Source organism: Sulfitobacter sediminilitoris (genome assembly GCF_010667575.1).
GTDB lineage: Bacteria > Pseudomonadota > Alphaproteobacteria > Rhodobacterales > Rhodobacteraceae > Sulfitobacter > Sulfitobacter sediminilitoris.
The window spans coordinates 96,919-113,965 of sequence record NZ_JAABNT010000014.1 but is presented as its reverse complement, the minus strand read 5'-3'; the positions used below and the strand labels follow the sequence as shown (position 1 = coordinate 113,965).

Annotated in this window: 15 protein-coding genes; 2 read left to right on the top strand and 13 right to left on the bottom strand. The window is 56.4% G+C overall.

Annotation, left to right across the window (positions count from 1 at the left end):
• A partial coding sequence (locus GV827_RS24025; protein ID WP_328823184.1) for an IS3 family transposase occupies window positions 1-108 on the top strand: 108 nt, incomplete at its 5' end.
• Between the two features lie 85 nt (window positions 109-193).
• Here GV827_RS24025 and GV827_RS18520 read toward each other — a convergent pair.
• The 13 genes from GV827_RS18520 to GV827_RS18460 all read right to left on the bottom strand — a co-directional run bounded on the left by GV827_RS18520 (window position 194) and on the right by GV827_RS18460 (window position 15,728).
• Complete coding sequence (locus tag GV827_RS18520; protein ID WP_164355306.1) at window positions 194-1,618, bottom strand: gamma-aminobutyraldehyde dehydrogenase; 1,425 nt, start codon at window positions 1,616-1,618, stop codon at window positions 194-196.
• Window positions 1,619-1,650: 32 nt separating this feature from the next.
• Window positions 1,651-2,457 carry an ABC transporter permease gene (locus GV827_RS18515; RefSeq protein ID WP_164355305.1) on the bottom strand — a complete coding sequence of 269 codons (807 nt, stop codon included), beginning with the start codon at window positions 2,455-2,457 and terminating at the stop codon, window positions 1,651-1,653.
• Window positions 2,447-3,388, bottom strand: a complete 942-nt coding sequence (locus GV827_RS18510) for an ABC transporter permease (protein ID WP_164355304.1) — start codon at window positions 3,386-3,388, stop codon at window positions 2,447-2,449. The genes GV827_RS18515 and GV827_RS18510 overlap by 11 nt, the downstream gene beginning before the upstream one ends.
• Complete coding sequence (locus tag GV827_RS18505; RefSeq protein ID WP_164355303.1) at window positions 3,385-4,365, bottom strand: ABC transporter ATP-binding protein; 981 nt, start codon at window positions 4,363-4,365, stop codon at window positions 3,385-3,387. Before GV827_RS18505 ends, GV827_RS18510 begins: the two co-directional genes overlap by 4 nt.
• Window positions 4,366-4,427: 62 nt before the next feature.
• Window positions 4,428-5,588: an ABC transporter substrate-binding protein gene (locus GV827_RS18500; RefSeq protein WP_164355302.1), complete on the bottom strand. Its 1,161-nt coding sequence runs from the start codon at window positions 5,586-5,588 to the stop codon at window positions 4,428-4,430.
• A gap of 122 nt (window positions 5,589-5,710) precedes the next feature.
• Complete coding sequence (locus tag GV827_RS18495; RefSeq protein ID WP_164355301.1) at window positions 5,711-6,619, bottom strand: LysR family transcriptional regulator; 909 nt, start codon at window positions 6,617-6,619, stop codon at window positions 5,711-5,713.
• A 717-nt stretch (window positions 6,620-7,336) separates the two neighbouring features.
• Window positions 7,337-8,296, bottom strand: coding sequence for an adenylate/guanylate cyclase domain-containing protein (locus GV827_RS18490; protein WP_164355300.1), 960 nt, complete (start codon window positions 8,294-8,296; stop codon window positions 7,337-7,339).
• 824 nt (window positions 8,297-9,120) lie between these two features.
• Window positions 9,121-10,284 carry an alpha-hydroxy acid oxidase gene (locus tag GV827_RS18485; protein WP_164355299.1) on the bottom strand — a complete coding sequence of 388 codons (1,164 nt, stop codon included), beginning with the start codon at window positions 10,282-10,284 and terminating at the stop codon, window positions 9,121-9,123.
• On the bottom strand, window positions 10,272-11,015 hold the full coding sequence (locus GV827_RS18480; RefSeq protein ID WP_164355298.1) for an SDR family oxidoreductase: 744 nt from the start codon (window positions 11,013-11,015) through the stop codon (window positions 10,272-10,274). The genes GV827_RS18485 and GV827_RS18480 overlap by 13 nt, the downstream gene beginning before the upstream one ends.
• A gap of 10 nt (window positions 11,016-11,025) precedes the next feature.
• Entirely contained in the window at window positions 11,026-11,790 is a 765-nt protein-coding gene (locus GV827_RS18475; RefSeq protein ID WP_164355297.1) for an SDR family oxidoreductase, read from the bottom strand.
• 1 nt (window position 11,791) lies between these two features.
• A complete protein-coding gene (locus tag GV827_RS18470; RefSeq protein ID WP_164355296.1) occupies window positions 11,792-13,102 on the bottom strand; it encodes a M24 family metallopeptidase in 1,311 nt (436 codons plus the stop codon).
• 61 nt (window positions 13,103-13,163) lie between these two features.
• On the bottom strand, window positions 13,164-13,973 hold the full coding sequence (locus GV827_RS18465) for an SDR family NAD(P)-dependent oxidoreductase (protein WP_164355295.1): 810 nt from the start codon (window positions 13,971-13,973) through the stop codon (window positions 13,164-13,166).
• A 24-nt stretch (window positions 13,974-13,997) separates the two neighbouring features.
• A complete protein-coding gene (locus GV827_RS18460; RefSeq protein ID WP_235930437.1) occupies window positions 13,998-15,728 on the bottom strand; it encodes an ABC transporter substrate-binding protein in 1,731 nt (576 codons plus the stop codon).
• A 321-nt stretch (window positions 15,729-16,049) separates the two neighbouring features.
• Between GV827_RS18460 and GV827_RS18455 the strand changes: the two genes are divergently transcribed.
• Window positions 16,050-17,018, top strand: coding sequence for a sugar ABC transporter substrate-binding protein (locus GV827_RS18455; protein ID WP_164355293.1), 969 nt, complete (start codon window positions 16,050-16,052; stop codon window positions 17,016-17,018).
• The last annotated feature ends 29 nt before the right edge of the window (window positions 17,019-17,047 follow it).

Genomic DNA, 17,047 nt, shown 5'->3' with positions numbered 1-17,047 from the left:
GCCGAGTTGGCCATCTTCCAATACATCAACGGCTTCTACAATCCGCGACGGCGGCATTCAGCATTGGGCTGGAAAAGCCCGGTCGCCTTCGAAAGGAAAGTGGCTTAAACGAGCACTTGGAGCGGCACGAAAACGGGACAGGTCCAATGCGTCATCTGATTAGTAACATACCGCAATAGGCACGATCACAACATCAATGCGCAATCATCACGTGCCTTACGGCCGTGTAATCCTCAAGCGCGTACATCGACATATCTTTCCCGTAGCCGGATTGTTTCAGTCCGCCGTGGGGCATTTCATTCACCAGCATGAAATGCGTGTTGATCCATGTACAGCCATAGCGAAGGCGCGCTGAGACATCCATCGCGCGGCCCACATCCTGTGTCCAGATCGATGAGGCCAGCCCGTAATCGCTATCATTCGCCCATGTGACAGCCTCGTCAGGGTCTGTGAATCGCGTGACGGACACCACGGGGCCAAAGACCTCGCGCTGGACGATTTCATCGGATTGTAGTGCACCTGCGATAACGGTCGGCTGGTAGTAGAAGCCGCTCCCGCTGTGAATCACACCGCCAGTTGTGATTTCCATATGCTTGTGCTCGCGGGTCCGCTCAACGAAGCTTGCAACGCGGTCGCGCTGGCGCATGGAGATGAGCGGAGGAATTTCGTTCAGCGTATCATCTGCGTTGTCATAGACGATCGTTGACACGGCGGATGATAGTTCAGCCACAAGCTTTTCATAGACTTTCGATCCGGCATAGATCCGGCAGGCAGCAGTACAATCCTGACCCGCGTTGTAATAGCCAAACGCCTTGAGCCCATCGACGACGCGGCTCAGATCGGCATCGTCGAACACGATGACGGGTGCCTTGCCGCCCAATTCCAGATGCGTGCGTTTGACGGTCTTGGAGGCGGCTTGCAGCACCTTCTTACCCGTCGCAACATCGCCCGTGATCGAGACCATATCGACGTCAGGATGGCTGATGAGCGTATTGCCAACGCTCGCACCTTGACCGATGACTACATTGACGACCCCTTCTGGCAGGATGTCGGCCATCAGTTTGGCCAGTCGGAGGGCCGTCAGGGGTGTCTGCTCGGATGGTTTCAGCACGACTGTATTACCGCCCGCCAGTGCCGGAGCCAACTTCCAAGCCATCATCATCATAGGGTAGTTCCATGGCGCGATGGAGGCCACGACGCCAATCGGATCACGGCGCACCATAGAGGTATGCCCCTCCATGTATTCTCCAGCGGCGGAGGTGTGCATATTGCGAACAGCACCCGCGAAATAGCGGAAGCAGTCCGCGACAGCAGGAACTTCTTCGTTCCGGACTTCGTTGATGGGCTTGCCGCAGTTCAACGCTTCAAGCTGGGCCAGTTCTTCGAGATTGGCATCAACTGCGTCCGCGATTGCCAGCAGCTTGGCGGAACGCTCCGACGGCGTGGTGCGGGACCAATGCGCGAAAGCCGCACGCGCGGAGCCGACTGCACGGTTGATTTGGTCGCTGTTCGCCTCGGCGAGCTTAAGGATGGTTTCACCGCTGCGCGGATTGAGCACCGACTCTTCAGTATCCGTACCCGCCTCGAACGATCCACCGATCAGCATATTCGTTTCCATGGTGTCACTCCCTTTCGTATTGTTATTTCGGTTTATTTGCCCTGACCGGCGACCGTATCGGTACCGCGTGTCAGATAGTAAGCTGCGAGGATGGGCAGGAAGGTGACCAGAACCACGACCATCGCAACCACATTGGTCACGGGGCGTTCGCGCGGGCGCACCAGTTCTTCAAGCATCCAGATGGGCAAGGTTTGCTGTTGGCCAGCGGTGAAAGTAGTCACGATGACCTCGTCGAACGACAGAGCAAAGGCGAGCATTCCGCCCGCAAGCAACGCCGTAGAGATGTTCGGTAGGATCACATAGCGGAAGGTCTGAAAACTGTTTGCTCCCAGATCCATCGACGCCTCGACCAAAGAACCGGATACCCGCCGGAACCGTGCCACTGCGTTGTTATAGACAACCACCACACAGAACGTTGCGTGGCCCAGAACGATGGTCCAGAAGCTGAAGGGAATATCCGCCAGGTTAAAGGCAGAGCGCAGCGAGATACCGGTGATGATGCCCGGCAAGGCAATGGGGAGGATCACGAGAAGCGAAATCACCTCACGCCCGAAAAACTTCGTGCGGCTCACCGCTGCGGCACACAGCGTGCCGAGGATCAACGCGATCACGGTCGATATACTCGCGACCTTGAGGGAGAGCGACAGCGCCTCCCAGACGTCCGTCCGGCCCCACGTGACCGCGAACCATTTTAGCGTGAAGCCGGGAGGAGGCCACTGGTACGACTTATCTTCGGTCGTGAAGGCGTAAACAAAGATCAGCAGTATCGGCAGATGCATGAATGCAAGGCCGAAACCTGCCGCGATCTTGAGGCCCAAGCGTGCGCGGTCAGAGTGCATCGAAAGCCCCCTTACGCTTTGCAATCCAAAGATAGACGGCCATCAGTAAGATCGGGACCACGGCGAAGGCCGCCGCCAACGGGATGTTTCCTGCCGTCCCTTGGAAGGCATACACCGCTTGCCCGATAAACCGCCGCGAGGACCCGACGATCTGCGGAATGATGTAGTCGCCCAGCGTCAACGAGAAGGTAAAGATCGATCCCGCGATCACACCCGGAAGGGCTAATGGCAGCAAGACATGACGGACGGTTTGCGATGGGCGTGCGCCCAGATCTCCTGAAGCTTCCAGCATCGAGATGGGCACCCGTTCAAGCGACGCTTGAATGGGAAGGATCATGAAGGGGAGCCAGACATAGAGGAACACAAGGAAAGTGCCGGTCACACTCACCGACAGGGAATTTCCACCGATAATCGGGATCGACAGATAAGCGTTAAGAAGCCAACTGAGATGCAAAGTCTCGAACAGCCAATTCAGTATGCCCTCCTTGGCGAGGATCAACTTCCACGAATACACTTTCACCAAGTAGGACGACCACAGCGGCATCATGATGCCGAGATAAAAGATCGCCTTCCATTTACCGCGTGCATATCGCGCGGCGTAATAGGCCACTGGGAAGCCGATTATTGCCGCACCGATTGTGACTGCGGCCGCCATCACGACCGTGCGGACAATGATGTCGAAATTTGAAGGGCGAAACAGCTCACCGTAGGTTTTCAGCGTCCACTCATATTGAATCTGGCCAGTGAACTCATCAATCGAGAAGAAGCTCTGCGCCAGTAGTGCAAAGAGTGACCCCAGATATATGATACCGAGCCATAATGCTGGTGGCAGGATCAGCAAGAAGATCAGCATCGACGGCTTGCGCCACAGTGCGTCCGATATTCGGCCAAGCAAACCGATGTTGCGATCTATGAAGGCCTGATCACTCATGCGCCCATCACATGCAGATCATCGGCTGCCCAGTCGACATGGACCGTCTCGCCACTTTTGGGGATCACCGCGCCTTTGGGCAGCAGCATCGTCATCGGCGTGCCTGCTACATCAAGGCTGACACGCGTGGCCGTGCCCAGAAAACTCACAGTTTTCACCTGCGCAGCGTGACCTTGTGCGGCCAGAGATACGGCTTCGGGGCGGACTGCGCCGTGGGCCTTTGTTCCCGTTAGTTTCGCGACGAATTCAGGAGGCAAGACGTTGGAAGAGCCCACAAAATCCGCCACAAACGGCTGCTCGGGTCGATAATAAATCGCCTCGGGTGTACCGACTTGGATGATCTTACCATCATTAAAGACCGCAACGCGGTCGGCCATCGATAGAGCCTCGCTTTGATCATGGGTAACAAAGACAAAGGTGATGCCAAGGTTGCGTTGCAGGACCTTCAACTCTTCCTGCATCTGTTCCCGCAGTTTGAGATCGAGGGCGCCCAATGGCTCGTCCAAGAGCAACGCTTTGGGCTTGTTGACCAATGCGCGGGCCAGAGCAACTCGCTGGCGTTGTCCGCCGGACAATGCCGAAGGCTTGCGGTCGCCGTAGCCACCAAGTGCTACCATTTCCAACGCTTCATCCGCCGCCTTCTGCCGCGTCGCTTTCATCTGTCCTGCGATCATCAGGCCATAGGCAACGTTGTCGCGTACATTGAGATGCGGGAAGAGCGCGTAATCCTGAAATACGGTGTTCACGTTGCGCTTGTAAGGGGGCGTACCTTGCACGACCTGCCCGAAAATTTCGATGTCTCCGGCTGTCGGGCGTTCAAATCCTGCAATCAGGCGCAGGCAGGTCGTTTTTCCCGAACCCGATGGCCCAAGCATCGCGAAAAATTCGCCCTCAGCGATATCAATGTCGACGCGATCGACAGCTTTCACGTCGCCATAGTGGCGCGAAACGCCCGAAAAACGAATTGCAGAAGTCATGGGGTGTCCCGGGATTTGGGCCCACCACACAAACGTGCAGCGGGCGCATCTTTCTGAGAGGCTTACCGACCGCCGATGACGCCGATGTAATCGGATACCCAGCGATAGTAGGGCACGCATTCATCCTGACTCTCACAGGAGGAGACCGGTGTGGTCCAGAATTTGATGCGGTCGAAATCATCAAGACCGTTCAAGGTACAGCCTTCGGCAGTTTGCATACCGCGGCCGTCTGTACAAGCCGCAGGTACGGCTGGGTTGGCTCCAAACCAGACCGACAAATCTGCTTGTAGATTGGAGGCCAGAGAATGCTCCATCCACATATAGCTGCAGTTCGGGTTGTCTGCATCGACATGCATCATTGTTGAGTCAGCCCAACCCGTCGCACCTTCTTGCGGAATGGTGGACGCAACAGGTGTGTTGTCGCCTTGAAGTAGGTTCACCTGAAACGGCCAAGTTCCAGACGCAGCCATGCCTTCGTTCTTGAAGTCGTCGATCTGGATGAAAGCATCATGCCAGTAGCGGCTGACAATCGTGCGTTGCTCCCGGAGAAGATCAAGCGCCGCGTCGTATTGCTCCTGATTAAGTTCGTAGGGCGATACGATGCCCAGCTCCGGCTGGTGGAACATCAGATAATTGGCCGCATCTGCAATGTGGATCGGGCCGTCATAGGCTTGAACGCGGCCTGCGTTTGGCTGACCATCGGGCAGGTCCATCGCCTTGAAGACGACGTCCCAGCTGGTCGGCGCTTCGGGGAAGACTTCGGTGGAATACATCAGGACGTTCGGGCCCCACATATAAGGCACACCATAGTGTGTCCCATCGACGTAGTGCCACGGCGCTTCCTTAAGGCGGTCATCGACGGTCGACCAGCTTGGGATTAGATCAATGTTGATGGGCTGGACGCGGTTGCCTGCGACCATGCGCAGCGACGCATCGCCAGAGGCCGTGACCAAATCAAACCCGCCTTCGTTCATCAGAGCGACCATCTCGTCACTGGTGTTCGCGGTCTTGACGTTGACCATACAGCCGGTGGCTTCTTCAAATCCGGTGATCCAGTCAAAATCGGGCGATGTCTCGCCACGTTCTAGATAGCCAGGCCATGCGACGATGTTCAGCTCACCTTCGCCTGCGCCAAGTTCGGTAATCATTGTTTGTGCTGTGGCCTGACCTGCAACGGTCAGCGCCAGAACCAGTGTTATACTTGATTTCAAGACATGTTTCATCTGCAGTCTCCCCTTTGAACGCATCATGAGTTTCTCTGTTTTCCTTCACCGTGGGGGAGTCGCGCTGCAATCACAAATTCAATTAACAGAATAATGGTATCGGAAATTCCGATATGACCGTATCAGTCGTTACTGATCATCTTGTGGGCTTGCGCAACATCGATAAATTCGCGCGCAGCCGCGGATAATTGCAATCCCTTGCGCCAAACCAGACCGACCTGAACGACCGGCAACGCGCCCGATACATCACGTGCCTCAATCCGGTCTCCTTCCAGTGACCATGGCCGGTAAACGAGATCCGGTAACAAAGCGACGCCTGCTCCCGTAGCCACCAAAGAACGAACGGCCTCTACCGATCTGGTGCTGAAGGCGACTTTCGGGCGGGTCCCCAAAGCAGAGAGCAACTTAACCGTCTCTTGCTCCATTTCGTCAAGGTTTAGCATGATCAACGGCTCGTTCTTAAGGTCTGCCAAACTGATGCTGTTCTGGCTCGCCAAACGGTGCCCTATAGGCATCCAGAGCCGGTAGGGTGAAACGTCCAGCGTCTCTGAATAGAGGGCGGAGCGTCCGGTCATTTTAGAAGTCATCATGACGGCGACATCCATTTCGCCGCCGATCAGAAGGTGTTCGAGATACTCTCCCGATTCCTCAATCGCACTGATTTCAACCTGCGGATTGGCCCGCCGGTATTTCGCCAAAAGGTCAGAGATAACGTACCCTGCCACCAAGGACGTCAGGCCAAGATGCAACCGTCCTCGCGCCGTCTGGCTTTCATCCTCGAAGGCACCCCGGGCCACCGCGACCTCTGCAAGGATCGATGTGGCATGGCGCAAGAACTGGTGGCCGCGATGCGTAATGCGCAACCCTCTTGAGTGACGATCAAAAAGCGCAACGCCCAGATCAGCTTCAAGATCCTTGATGGATTCGGTGACAGCGCTCTGCGAGATCGACAAGGACTGCGCGCCCGCGCTGACCGAACCATGCTCCGCGACAGCTACAAAGTAGCGGAGTTGCCTCAGCGTGAATGACAAGAGAGACCGCCTTTAACGTTGTTTTGTACATTAAACCTATCGACCTCCGGTGCAGTTCACAATCGTCTGTCAAGGCAAATGCCGATCTTGGCAGCTGAAGGCCATATCGGCTATTCGCTCTGAGCGTGCGAAGCCAGAGCGTTTTCTTTCTGACATCGCGACAGACGTTGTCGCGCTATTCCTGGACGCGTAGCACCGTGGCGAGATGCGCATGCAAAGGGATGATGATCCGAGAGATGCGTTTGACATTCTACTCCGGGTCAAACTAAGGGCGCTGATTTTAGCCACGAAAGGGTATGTGCAATAGGTGGATCGCAGCCCTGAATCGATTTATGACGAAACAAGGGTTTATCCAAATGGCGGTCATATGCCCCTTAAGTTGCTACGCTCTCAAATGTCCGCTTCTGGGAGAAGCACCGCAGCGCTGTGAGATTCAGTCAGCGGTAGCTTTGGGCCGGTCGCGAGTGCCGAGTTGATGCTGCAAATGCGAAAAGCCCTTGTTCTGATACGACTGCAATGGGCTCGTCTCGGTCATCTGAGCGTTTTGCTCAGATGTCTGCAAAACGTCTGATACCGGCCACTTGGCGCTGGTCGGCAACGAAGCAGGGTCCGCTTTTACCAACACCGGCCATCCGCTGCGGTTGCGCTCGATGTCTCACATGCGGATAAACCCGCCGTCGAACAAAAAAATGTTCAGACCATTCCCAACTCATTCCTTTAGTCCAGCCGATGAATTAGGTGCTCGCCTTCAAGCCCTTGCAACTGCACCGAAGTGGTGTAGGCAAAGCGGTAATCCCGCGTTTCGCTGACCATTTTTCGAGTGGCATCAGAGACTTGGATTTCGCCGGGTGCTGCGAGGGCAGCTATTCGGGCGGCCTTGTTGACAACGGTCCCAAAGAAATCATCCTTTGTCTGGACGACTTTGCCGGTATGGATGCCGATGCGCACAGCGATGGCAGGCCCGTCGGACTGCTCATTCGCTTGGAGGATAGCCCGCGCAGCCTGTAGCGCCTTGGCTGGCTGCGGAAAGCTCGACATGGTTCCATCGCCCAATGACTTTACGAACTCACCGTCTGCATCTTGGATGATTTTGCGCAGCGCGGCAAAGTGCCGGGCCACCTCGGAGGACCAAAGGCGGTCGCCCATCATCGATGCAAGGCGCGAGGAATTGACGATGTCAGTGAACATGATCGAGGCAAAGCCTTCCCGCTGATCCAGTGAGAAACCTTTCCGCGCAGCAGCGACCAGATCGGCAATGGCGTTTTGTTCGATTCCCGTGAACTCGATGTTCGGGATCGGCACCGAGCCATGGCGGTGCACGATCTTCCAGACGCCGTCTTCGAGCGCAAAGATCAAGGTGGTCCTTACATGGAATGTTCGGTCGGGTTGATCGGCGAAAGCAATGTCATGAGTGAGGCAAGCCCATCCGGTTTCACCATTCTCGAATGCTTCGGCAAATGTTTCATCGTGTTTGGAAATTTGCGGGATTACTCCAAAAAAATCTCCGATACCCTCGCGTACTGCATCACCCGCCCACAGTTCGCCTTCGCCGCTACCGACGAAGCGCAGGTGGTCGTGTCCGGACAGAATGTTGCGCAGCTCGTTTTTCCGCTTGTGTCGGATTGCTTCGATCCAACGGCGCGAAACGGCGAGCAATTCCTTAGACGGCCGCGTCATCGCCGCTGGTCCTGCCAGAAACTTGCCAGCACGAATTTCTGTTTTTCCAACCCGAACCTCCGGAATTATGCGTCGCTTTTCACGCTCTCGCCGAGATTAGCACATTCCAGCGGACTTGCGATAAGTGCGATGGAATGCTCCGTCTGCATTGGGCTCGGACCGGTCATTCGCTGCTGACGGCATGAAGGTCCGGTATTGGCGATTGACCTCGAGTCGAGCGCTCCGCGACCGATGGAGGAGTAGAACGAAACTGACTTTTTACCAATAAGTTAGGGGATGGTTTGCACGCGAAAAGCACAGGGAATTAGCGGCTTCTCGGAGGTCTATTGACGGTCGACTCCGGGCTGGGTCAAGCGATTGAGCAAGGGGCGCAGTCACAAATCCAACTAGTCATCGCCATTTGCCTGTCTTCGCTCTCGGGGGGATAGACCACCCCAATCCGTGTGCAGTATGTGTGCAACATGGCCCCGAAAACCGGATCGCGGACCATAGGAGAACCAAGAATGCCCAACAACGCAGCCACTGCGGCAGCGAGATTGTCCATCGCGCCGATGATGGACTGGAAAGGTTTACTCTTATTTTCGATAAGTTAAGTGACACCGTGTGCACCGTGTGTGCAACATTAAATCGGCATCTGGCGCGCTCTGTCGTGTGCTCTGCGGTACAAATGATTTGATCCAATCACGGGTCATTTCAGCGAAAAGTTCGAAATTTCCCAAAGACCCCAAAACTATGGTCTCCATTCTTTGGAGATGTGTTGAACAAGCTTTGGGCGAGATCTCAGATTTGGGTAACCATGATGAGGAAATGTGAGGGCAGGGGCTTTAAGACGTCGTTTCTTTGAAAGTGCTGAGTTCAGAAGAACCAACGGCCTGATAAGATGGGATGCCAAGCTGACCCAAAGCGCGGACCAATTCCAACTGCAATAATTCAAACGCACGCTGAGCGCCTGCGTCACCGCCTGCACCAACACCATAGGCGAACGCGCGGCCTACAAACGCAAAGTCAGCCCCTAGGGCCTTTGCGCGCAGGAAATCTGCACCGCGCCGGATGCCGCTATCGAGAATAATGGTCATGCGGCTTGCGACGGCCTCGGCAATGGCAGGTAATACTTCGATCGTGGGCGGGCCAAAGGCCACCTGACGGCCGCCATGGTTGGACACCACAATTCCATCGCAGCCCTGTTCGGCGCAGGCCACGGCGTCTTGGGCATGCAGGATGCCTTTGACCAGAAGTCGGCCTTTCCAGCGCGCACGCAAGCGTTTGAGGTCTTCCCAGGTGAACCCCGGAGTAATCAGGGTTTTTTGTACATCCGAGTAGGACGTCGCGCTTTGCAGAAGGTCGGCATAGTTCGCCACGTTTGGCGTGCCATGTTTCAGGCTGGTCAGTGCCCAACGCGGGTTGGCCATACATTGCAGGATCACTTTGGGCGTAAAACGGAAGGGCACAGCAAGCTGGTTGCGGATGTCGCGGTCGCGCTTGCCCGCGGCTGGGACATCGGCCGTGACCATCAACGTGGTGTAGCCGGCCGCTTCGGCACGTGCGATCAGGCCTTCGGTCACTGTTGCATCGCTGGACACATACAGCTGGAACCAACCGTTGCCGTCTGCGGCTTCGGCCAGTTTTTCGAGCGTGGTCGAAGAGGCAGAACTGGCCGTGTAGGGGATGTTTTGCGCCTTACACAGCCGCGCGAGCATCAGGTCGGCACCCGGCCAGAAGGCGTTAAGCATACCGATAGGTGCCATGCCGAAGGGGGCATTGAAGGTTTGCCCGAATATTGTCGCACGGGTGTCGATGTTGGACACATCCACCATATAGCGGGGCGTGAGCTCTACTTCCTCAAAAGCTTCTGTGTTGCGGCGCATATTGCGTTCATCTTCCGCACCGCCATCCACCAGATCAAACGCAAAGCGCGGGATGCGGCTTTTGGCGCGCAGCCGCAGATCATCGATTGAAGCTGCGCGGTCCAATCCCATCAGATCGACCACCCACCATCGACGGCAAAGGCCTGTCCGGTGGTAAAGGCGGACATGTCCCCTGCCAGATAGCATACCATCTCCGCGATTTCTTCGGGTTGGCCGAGCCGCCCCATGGGCTGGCGTTCTTTGAATGCGGCGAGGGCTTTGTCAAAATCACCGGTTGCGGTCAGGCGGTCGTTCAAAGACGGGCTTTGCACGGTGCCGGGACAGATTGCGTTACAGCGGATGCCGTCCCTCACGAAGTCAGCGGCGATGGCCTTGGTCATGCCAATGATCGCCGCCTTGGACGCGCCATAGGCAAAACGGCGCGGTGCGCCTTTCTCGCTGGAGACGATGGAGGCGATGTTGATGATCGACCCGTTCTTGTTGGCGAGCATACCTGGCAGCACAGCCTTAGTGATACGGTACATCGCCTTTGCGTTCAGATCGAAGGCGCGGTCCCAGACGTCTTCGTCGCAATCGAGGATCGTGCCGTCGTGAACCCAACCCGCACAGTTGAGCAAAATGTCGACGGGTGGCAGGGAGGCAACAAGCGCCTGAACCGCTGCGGCGTCAAGCACGTCCAGAGCGTGGCCTTCTATATTGGGTGATGTTTCGGCCAGATCAGCAACCGCCGCGCCATCCAGATCGGTGGCGATGACCTGTGCGCCACGCGCCGCAAGCGCTTCGGCGCTGGCGCGGCCAATACCTGCGCCCGCTGCAGTGATCAGCGCGATTTTTCCTGTAAGTGATTGTTCCATAGTCTTTCTCCTAGCGGGCGAGCCAGCCTCCATCGACGGTGACCACGCTTCCGTGGCAATAATTGGCGGCGTCAGACGCCAGAAAAACCGCAGCACCTGCGATTTCCGAAGGGTCTGCAAAACGGCCCGCAGGAATGCGTTCGAGCAGCGCCTTTGAGCGGTCCGGATCGTCGCGCAGCGCTTGCGTGTTGTCTGTGGCGGTATAGCCGGGCGCGATGCTGTTGACGTTGACACCGTGCGGTGCCCACTCATTGCAAAGTGCTTTCGTCAGGCCGACCACCGCGTGTTTGCTGGAAACATAGGCCGGAACCCGCAAACCGCCTTGCGATGCCAGCACAGAAGACACGATGATGATTTTACCCGAGCCTTGGGCCACCATGCGCTTACCCGCCGCCTGAGACAGCAGCCACACAGAATCAAGGTTCACCGCCAGCACGCGCCGCCAATCCTCCAGCGGCATGTCGGTACTGTCTTCGCGGTGGATAATCCCAGCGTTATTTACCAAAATGTCTAGTCCGCCCAAGGCGTCGCTGGCAAAGCCTATCACGTCCTCGGCCCCGGTCTGATCCATGTTGGAAAAGTCAGCTTTCACTGCGGCACCTTTGACACCCAACGCCTTGATCTTCGCGAGGGTGTCTTCGGGTTGATGGCTGCGATAGGTCAGCACCACATCGGCCCCGGCGGCAGCAAGGCCGAGGGCAATGCCCTCGCCGATGCCGGTCGCGCCGCCGGTGACCAATGCCTTGCGACCGGTCAGGTCAAACGGGTTGCCCATATCAGTACCGGTTCGCGATCGGCAGTTCTTCCGCTGGGAAGAGGCTGATGACCTCGCAGCCGGTTTCGGTCACAACAACTTCTTCTTCGATCCGTGCGGCTGAATAGCCGTCGGTTGCAGGGCAGTAGGTTTCCAGCGCAAAGACCATTCCGGTCTTGATCTCCATCGGGTGATCCATCGACACCGCGCGCGAGATGATGGGCCTCTCGTGCAACGCAAGGCCAAGCCCGTGACCGAATTGCAGCCCAAAAGCTTGGTCTTCGCTCGCAAAGCCAAGCGATTGGGCCGTTGGCCAAACCTCGGCCACCTTATCGGTGGAGACGCCCGGTTTGATCATCGCGATGGACGCATCGATCCATTCGCGGGCCTTCACATAGGCATCGTTCTGCGATGGTGTTGCGCGGCCGACGTTGAACGTGCGGTAGTAACAGGTGCGATAGCCTTGGTAGGATTGCAGGATATCAAAGAAGGCCTGATCGCCTGGCCGGATAAGGCGGTCTGTAAAGTTATGCGGATGCGGGTTGCAGCGTTCACCAGAAATGGCGTTGATCGCCTCAACATCGTCTGACCCCATCTCGTAGAGCATTTTGTTGGACAGGGCGACGATATCGTTTTCGCGGATGCCCGGTTTCAGCTCTTCGTAGATCATATGATAGACGCCATCGACCATGGCAGCCGCTTGGGTCAAAAGCTGAATTTCATCCGTATTTTTGATTTCGCGCGCCGCCAACATGATTTGCTGGCCATCGACCACATTGAGGCCTTCTTGTTGCAGCGCGTGGAACATTGCCGTTTCCGCATAATCCACACCAACGGGCATATCGGCCATACCGGCATCGCGGATCAATCCGGCGATCTGCTTGGCGTATTTCTGCATCAAACCGAATTCCGGCGGGATAGTGCCGCGCATGCCGACAACGCCAGCAAGGCAGTGGCTGGGCTCGAGCCAGTCTGAATGCCGCTTGTGGTGCTCTGCGGCTGATCCAAAATCCCAGACATAGGGGCTGTCGTCACCTGTCAGCAGACAGAAGCGGCACATCTTGTCGCGTTCCCATTCGCCGATCTTGGTGGCCGAGACGTAGCGGATATTGTTCACATCGAACAAAAGCAGCGTGCCAGCGTTCGAGGCCTTGAGCGATTGCCGTGTCCGCGCGAGGCGGTAGCGACGCAGGCGGTCGTGGTCGATGCGACGTTCAAAATCCACGGACATATGGCCATGGGCTGGCAGTTTTTCGCGCCATTCCCAATTGGGCTCAAGATCCATTGGGGTGAGCAAGTTCGGCATTAAGGCATTGCCTGGACGTTCTGACATTGAAGTCTCCTTCGGGGCACGCGGCCCCGTTCTGAATTACAGGTTAGAAAAGGGTGGCCCGTTACTGGATGCACCAGCCGCCGTCGACATGGATCATCTGGCCGGTCATGTAGTCGCTGTCGTCGGACGCGAGGAAGGACGCGGTGCCGACGATGTCTTTGGGGTAAGACACACGCTTGATCTGAAGCGCATCGCGTACGATGTCGTCATAAGCCTGGCCTTCTTTTTCTTTGAAGCCGATATCAACAAGGTCCTTATCGAGCTGTTCCCAAAGCGGGGTCACAACGACGCCCGGTGCATAGCCATTCACGGTGATGCCGTGCTCGGCCAGACCAATTGCGCCACAATGGGTCAGAGCAAGGCAGCCGTATTTCGAGGTGCAGTAGACCGTGACATCCACCAGCGGCTTGCGCGACGCGATGGAGCCAACGTTGATCAGCTTGTAAGGGTGACCCTCCATCGGACCCTGTTCGATCATTTGGCGTGCAGTTTCCTGCATACCCAGCCACATCGCTTTGGTGTTTACGTTCATGATCATGTCCCAGTTGTCTTCATCGATATCCATGAAGAACCGGGGTTTGTTCAGACCCGCGTTAAAGACGCCGACATTGATGGACCCGAAGGCTTCGACAGTCGCGGCCACAGCGGCGGCGTTGTCTTCACGTTTGGTGACATCCATTTTAACGGCAATCGCATTGCCATTTCCGGCTGCATTGATCTCATCCGCGACAGTTTTCGCCATGTCCAGGTCCAGATCACCGATGCAGACGTTGGCACCCTGTTCGGCAAATGAACGTGCGTTGGCCTCACCCATGCCGCGAGCGGCGCCTGTGATGAGAATGTTTTTACCTTTGAGGCGGTTGGGGTCCATGGGTGTCTCCTCCTGACGTCATGATTATGTTGGTGGTTGTAGGGTTGCGTCGGCTTTCTCTTGGGCGCGGCGCAATGCATCTTGCGGGCTGATGATGCCGCGCAGCATGTCGTGAAATTCTTCTCCGCAAATCTGGATGATATCGTTGATTTCGGGGATCGGCGGCCTAGGCCAGAACTGCAGTTCGTCGCGCCAGGACATCCCATCGACCGCTTCGAATATCGGGGACAGACGCCGCACATCGGGGTCTGATCCCACGGAATAGCGTGGGTTGGTACGGCTGCCGTTCTGGACATACAGCTTTTGCGCAGTGGGGGAGGTGAAGACCAGCAGGGCTTCGACCGCCGCTGCAACGCGTTCTTTGGGCAGGTTGGCCGGTATCCCCATCACATAACCGCCAACTGGGGCGATGGGTGCCCCGTTAGGCCCCGCGGGGTGAGGCAGGTATCCGGTCTGATCCTTGGCGGGCGACGCGTCATCAAGTTCGAAATAGGGGGCAAGCAGCGTGTAGCCGTAAGCCATCGTGATCCGCCCCGCGGCATAGGGGCGAATGCGTTCGTACCATGACATCGAAAGAATATCCGGGGGTGAATACTTGAGCAGCTCCCTGAGGAACTCTGCCGCTTGCAGACCCGCTGGCGTATCAATCGTGAAGCGGTAATCGCGGTTTGCAAGATGTTGCGTTTCATAACCGCCCGCATTCGGTGTCAGGTCAAGGATGGGTTGCCCGAAATCCGCCAGTGTCATCAGAACCGTATGACCCAATGCTGTCCCGCGCGCGGCGTTCCAAGCAATGCCATGCAGCCCGCGCTGCGGATCGTGCAGTGCCTTTGCGGCGTTCAGCAAATCTTGCGTCGTCCTCGGAGGCTCAAGGCCCGCCTGTGCAAAAAAGTCCTTTCGGTAGAACAATAGCTCAGGGGTCGTTTGCGCAGGAATACCATATGCACGACCGCCCCAATGAGCGGCTTGCCAGCCAGCCGTGTGGAAATCCGACGGGTCGATGCGGGCAATATCCATGACCTCATCAAGTGGCATCAAGACGTTCTCTTCAGCGAACCCGCCGACCCAAGGCAGATCAACGGCGATGATGTCGTAATTGCTTGATTTGCGGTTTGCGTTGCGCACCGTTTCTTCGCGCAGGCGATCAATAGAAAAGGCGCGTTGATGAATTTGCGTGCCGATCGTCTGTTCAAACTGGCGTTTCAGGTTGTCCATCACCATGAAGGTCGGATCGCCATGCACCAGAACACGCAGCCCCCCCGCCAGCTTGAGCGGCTCGGAAAGGACCTCCATCGGCGGGATCGATTTCGCGCTAAGGTACGATCCGCCGAAATAGTAATCTGAAGTTTCTGCTGCGGCGGCACCGCCGAATTGCGAACTTGCAAGGCGCTGCACGCGGCTGGTCAATTGTGTCCATTGATCCAACAATTGAACGCTGGGATGTAGAGAAAAGCTTTTTCCTGTCACGGTGCGCGGCCGCTGATCTATCAGGCCGGCCTCCTGCATGTCCTTTATGCGGCGATTGGCCGTTGCATAGGGCGCGCGGCTGGCACCAATCAGGGATGTCATCGTAGTGAGCCGCCCTTCCAGATGACCACGGATCAGATGCATCGTAATGCGTAGGTTCGTTGTGGATGCAAACAGCTCAGACGAGTTTTCCAGCTCATCGCCGAGATTTTCCATAAAGGACAGAACGCTCAGCATATCGGCCTTTGCCTGAGGCGGTATGAGCTGATTGAAATTCTCCCCCCTCATGACATTCATACCCTCCGCTGCTGCCTTCCTTTTATTGTGGCGATGGCGCGACTGGCCTCGACCACGTGATTTATCCATTTCGGATGATTTTTGAATCGTCACGAGTTGCTCCTCATGTTGATGTGGGAATGGCTTCGAAGTGTATCGCAATAATATCCAAAATGGATACATAAATGTCCAAATTGGATATTATTCTGGAGGTTATGCTGGCAGGCTCACGGCAAGGTGAGGGAGATCATATCGGTACGCCGAATGGTGATTCCCCCTTGGGAGAGTGGGGAGCAGACATAAAAGTCTAATAAGTTCTTGGAGGAGCTCACTATGAAACTACGCACAATTTTGACTGCAACTGCCGCAACGACAGCACTGACTGTTGCAGGGGCGGCCTATGCAGACGGCCACAGCCCGATGCGCATAGGCATCACGCAGAACAACGTCGGCGTCGATAGCTACCAGACTACATATGAAAAAGCATTCATCGCCGCAGCCGAAGCAAACGAGAAGGTCGAAGTCGTCGTTCTGGATGCTGGCGGCGATGTCGCCCGCCAAATTGCCCAAATGGAAGACCTGATCCAGCAGGAAGTTGATGCCATCATTATCTGGCCAACAAACGGTGAAGCGGTGATCCCTGCTGTGCGCAAGGCGCATTCTGCTGATATTCCGGTTGTTGTGACCAACTCCAACATCGCTGAAGCCGGTTTCGATTTTGTCGCAACCTTCTCTGGTCCTGATAACATTACCCAAGGGTCGCGTTCCGCTGAGATCATGTGTGACCGGTTTAAGGCACTCGGTATCGAGGACGAAGCGCGCGTTGTGCAGATTTCTGGCCAGCCCGGCTACACCACCGCCATTGAGCGCCAGCAAGGCTTTGACGACCGCCTGCCAGAGGTGTGCCCGAACGTCACGCTGGTTGAGACACAGCCAGGCGACTGGAACCGTGAAAAGTCCCAGCAGGTCATGGAGGCGTTTCTTGTGAAGTATGACGACATTGATGGCGTTTATGCTGGCGACGACAACATGGGTGTTGGCGCTCTGAACGCTGCACTTGCGGCAGACCGTGCCGAAGGCATCACCTTCGTCGGCGCGACCAACTTCGCAGTTGGGTATGAGGCCATGGAGCGCGGCGAATACTGGGGTTCGATCTATCAGTCGCCCGTTGATGACGCAGAAGCGGCGCTTCAGTCTGCCATCGACCTGATCAGTGGTGAAGAGCTTCCGTTCCTCAATTACTTCGACACACCGAAGATCACACAGGACAACATGACAGAGTACACAAAGCCTGTGTTCTGAACACCTCCCGGGTTGCGGGGCGCTTAGGC